The sequence below is a fragment of the Pseudomonas sp. 43(2021) genome, from assembly GCF_017490805.1.
Classification (GTDB): Bacteria; Pseudomonadota; Gammaproteobacteria; order Pseudomonadales; family Pseudomonadaceae; genus Aquipseudomonas.
Window position 1 is genome coordinate 1 of record NZ_JAFGYJ010000458.1, and the last position, 461, is coordinate 461.

Sequence of the window (461 nt, forward strand, 5' to 3'; positions counted from 1 at the left end):
GCAAACAGGCAGGCCCGCGATGTCCACTCATCCCGCTTTTACAACGGCTCCGCGCGACGTGGTGTTCATCGCCTACCCACGCCTGAGCCTGCTCGATCTCAGCGGTGCGCAAACCGTGTTCTGGGCCGCGAGCAAAGCCATGGCCGAGCGCGGGCAGTCTGGATATCAACTGCACACCGCCAGCCTCAACGGTGGCTTGATCCAGACCGTCGAAGGGCTGGCCATCGACACCCAAGCGTTAACCACGCTCGACACCGCCGCGCTGGACACGCTGGTCGTGCCCGGCGCCCCTGACATCTGCCAGACCCTTGAGAAGCACCGCGAACTGAGCGACTGGCTGCAGGACCATGCTCACCTCGCCCGCCGCGTGGTCTCGGTGTGCAGTGGTGCGTTTCTGCTGGCTCAGGCCGGATTGCTCGACGCCCGCCGCGCTGCCACTCACTGGGCGATGTGCGACGCTT

General features: G+C 65.7%; 1 protein-coding gene. It reads left to right on the forward strand.

Translation table 11 applies throughout. The annotated features are described in order from the left end of the window. Nucleotides 1-19 precede the first annotated feature (19 nt). Nucleotides 20-461 (forward strand): DJ-1/PfpI family protein (locus J5M71_RS28160; protein ID WP_207838884.1); only part of this gene is annotated, 442 nt, incomplete at its 3' end.